Origin of the sequence: Tropicimonas sp. (genome assembly GCF_047971885.1) — a bacterium.
Classification (GTDB): domain Bacteria; phylum Pseudomonadota; class Alphaproteobacteria; order Rhodobacterales; family Rhodobacteraceae; genus Tropicimonas.
Genome location: NZ_JBKEAE010000042.1, coordinates 1 through 3,513 on the forward strand (window position 1 = coordinate 1; position 3,513 = coordinate 3,513).

Below are 3,513 nucleotides of genomic sequence, written 5' to 3' on the forward strand. Positions count from 1 at the left end.
CGCGTGCGGCATTGGCCCGCTCGCGCCGGACCTCGACCACGCGGGTGTCAAAGGCATCGGCGCGCTTGCGGAACTCGTCGGGCGGCAAGGTGGCGCGAAGCTGGGTCAGTTCGCGCTCCTCCTCGGCGAACTGCTTTTCAAGCCGGTCGTTCTCGGCCGCGATCTCGCGGCCCTGTTGTTCGATATCCGCCTGAACGCGCTGACCCCATTGCGAATTCAGGAAAAGCGCGTCCTGATCCAGCGTCAGCACCGGCAGGATCGCGTTCGCCGCCGGGGCGCCGGGCGCATCGACCAGAACAGGCCGGCCGGCGGGCTGTGACTGGATCGGAAAACCCGGATTGCCCGCCTGTTGCGCAGCCGCCGGGGCGACCGCAAGGGTCGCCGCCAAAGCTGCAATTGCCCCCGCGCGGCGCATCAGAACTGTGTCGAGATGGTCAGATCGAAGTTCTGCTCGTCGTCGTAATCTTCTTTCTTGACCGCTTTCGAGAAGTTGAAGCGCAAGGGGCCGATCGGCGTGGTCCAGAAGACCGAGGCACCGATGGCGGCGCGGATCTTCATGCCGTCATCGGCCTCTTCGCCGAAGGCACCGGTCGTATTGTCCAGCCCCCAGACCGAACCGGCATCGGCGAACAGGCCGCCGGTGATGCCATATTCCTCGGGCAGGCCCAGGGGGAACTGCACCTCGCTGCGCAACGCCCAGAAATAGTTGCCGCCCAGCATATCCTCGTTCGGGGCATAAAGATCGCGCGGACCATAGCCGTTGGGCTCAAAGCCGCGGATCTTGCCGTTGCCGGTGAAGCGCTCCATCAGACGGCTGTCGTCATCGCCCAGCATATGCACGGCGCCGGCCTCGAATTCGGCCAGCAGGGTGACGTTTTCGCGCCAGGCGCGGCTTTCGATGCCGCCATAGAAGGTGCTGGTGATCGATTCCACATCGCCGCCGACGCCCGCGAAATCCTGCGTGAAGTTGAAGCGATAGCTGGTCAGCGGATCCAGTCCGGTGATGCGGCTGTCATAGCGATAGGTATAGCCCACGGCCGAGGTGAAATAGCCGCCCTGTTCGCGATAGAGAATCGGCGACGAGCCGTCGATACGCCCGTTATCGGGGTCGATGCCCAGCTCGTCCACCCCCCAGAGCGTGTCCTTGCTGAGCTTGTAGCGCAGCTCAAGCCGGCCATTTTCCGAAACCGGGAATTCAAGCCCGGTCAGGAAACCGACGGTGCGGGTGTTATAGTCCGAGTTCAGCCGGTCGGTGGTGTTATACCAGAGCTGGAACCGGGCCTTGAGGTCACGACCAAGGAAATAGGGTTCGACAAAGGTCAGCCCCGAGGATTGCGTGCCCGAGCCGGTGGCAAAGGACAGGTCCACCTCCTGCCCGCGGCCAAGGAAGTTCTTTTCCGACAGCGACACGTTGAAACCGACCCCGCTCGACACGCCATAGCTTGCGCCGAAATTCAGGCTGCCGGTGGGCTGTTCCTCGACATTGACGTCGACGATGACGCGCTCGGGCGAGGTGCCCTGACGGCTTTCGGCCTGCACATCCGAGAAATATCCCAGCGCCCGCAGCCGTTCGGCCGAGTTGCGGATCTCGCGCGGGTTGAAGGGGTCGCCTTCGACGGTGGTGAACTGGCGGCGGATCACCTCGTCAAGCGTGGTGGTGTTGCCCTCGATGTCGATGCGCTCGACAAAGACGCGCTGGCCGCGGGTCAGGGCAAAGGTCAGATCCAGCGTCTGGTTGCGCTCGTTGCGGGTGATGCGCGGCTCGATATTGACAAAGTTCAGACCCTTGCGCAGCGCCAGCGCCTCCATCCGGCGGATGGTCGTGTCGATATTGGTGGGGTTATAGACATCGCCCTTGTCCACCCGGTTCTGGGCGGCGAATTCGGCGGCATCGACGCCGGCGATCTCGCTGATCGTGTTGACATTGCCAAAGGTATAGCGCGGACCTTCGTAGATATTGAAGGTGATATAGAAGGCGTCGCGTTCGCGCGCGACCTCGGGGGCAACGGCCTGAACCCGGAAATCGGCATAGCCGCGCGAGCGGTAGAAATCGGTCAGCAGCTTTTCATCGACCGGCAGACGGTCGGGCGCGAACGTGTCGCGCTTGATGAAGGTGCGCAGGATGCCCGCCTGCTTGGTTTGCAGCACGTTGCGCAGCTTCTTGTCCGAGAATGCGCGGTTACCGACAAAGCCGATACGCTCGATCTCGGTCACATCGCCTTCGAACACCTCGAAGACCAGATCGACACGGTTGTCGCTGCGGCGGATGATCGAGGTATCGACCCGCGCCGCCAGCCGGCCTTCGGCGGCATAGACCTGACTGATCGCGGCGGCGTCCGCCTCGGCCTGGGCGGGCGAATAGACGCGGCGCGACTGGGACTTGACGATCTCGGCCAGGTTTTCGTCCTTGAGACGCTTGTTGCCCTCGAAGCTGATGACGTTGATGGTCGGATATTCGCTGATGCGCACGACCAGAGTCCCGCCCGAGGGCACCAGTTCGACCTTCTCGAACAGGCCGGAATTCTGCAGCCGCTGCATGGCGTCGTTCAGCTCGCCCGCCGACACGTCGCGGCCGCGCGGCAGATCGAGATAGGACAGGATCGTCTGCGGTTCGATCCGCTGGTTGCCCTCGATCTTCACATTGCTGAACACATAGGCCGAGGCGGGCGTCGCGACCATCCCGGCCGGGACAGCCACGGCCAGCACCGAAATCAGCGCCAGTGCGCCCTTGCCAAGTTTCCTGTCCATCATCGCCGCCCCTCGCGCGTCATTCGTTAATCCGGCCGTTTTTACGGTCCGATTTGCCAAGATGGATAGCCCGAAGCGGGCCATACTGTCAAAAGGCAACGCCCGGTCAGGGGCAGAAAATGTCGTTGGTGAGTCCGAATATCATCAGTGACAGCACTGCGGCCATGCCAAGCGCCGACAGAATGTCCACGACACGCGGCGAGGGCGGGCGACGGGAGATCGCCTCATAGGTGTAAAACATCAGATGCCCGCCATCCAGCACCGGCACCGGCAGCAGGTTCAGGAAGCCGATGGCCGCCGACAGGACCGCGATCCACCAGATGAAATTCTGCCCCCCCGCCGCGGCCGCCTGCCCCGTGGTTTCCGCAATCGAAATCGCACCGCCCAGATTGCAGCTGCCGATCTGGCCGGTAATCATCGCCCAGAGCCCCGAAACCGAGGAGGCGATGATATCCCATGTCCGCCGGACGCCGGTCCCCAGCGCCTCGACCGGACCGGTGGCACGGGTTGCGGGCTCGAAATAGGTGCCGCCGCCGGTCACGCCGATCAGCCAGCGCTTTTCATAGCCCTCGGCCGTGGGCAGATCCTGTTCGCGGGCGGCAAGGACATAGTCGGCCACGCCCGCGCCATCGCGCCAGACCGACAGCAGCACCGGCTGGCCCTGCGCGGCGGCGACATGGGCACGCAGCTGGTCAAAGCGCGAAACCGGCTGGCCGTCGATCGCCAGGATCACGTCGCCCGGCTGCAGGCCGGCACTGGCCGCCG

2 protein-coding genes and 1 pseudogene are annotated in these 3,513 nt (G+C 64.0%); all 3 read right to left on the reverse strand.

Features of this window, described 5'->3' with window-relative positions; genetic code table 11:
* A pseudogene (locus ACK5IR_RS05065) lies at positions 1-388 on the reverse strand (OmpH family outer membrane protein); the annotation flags it as partial.
* 26 nt (positions 389-414) lie between these two features.
* On the reverse strand, positions 415-2,751 hold the full coding sequence (gene bamA, locus ACK5IR_RS05070) for an outer membrane protein assembly factor BamA (protein ID WP_416926555.1): 2,337 nt from the start codon (positions 2,749-2,751) through the stop codon (positions 415-417).
* A gap of 103 nt (positions 2,752-2,854) precedes the next feature.
* Positions 2,855-3,513, reverse strand: a 659-nt coding sequence (locus ACK5IR_RS05075; RefSeq protein WP_416926556.1) for a M50 family metallopeptidase, incomplete at its 5' end; no start/stop codon positions are given.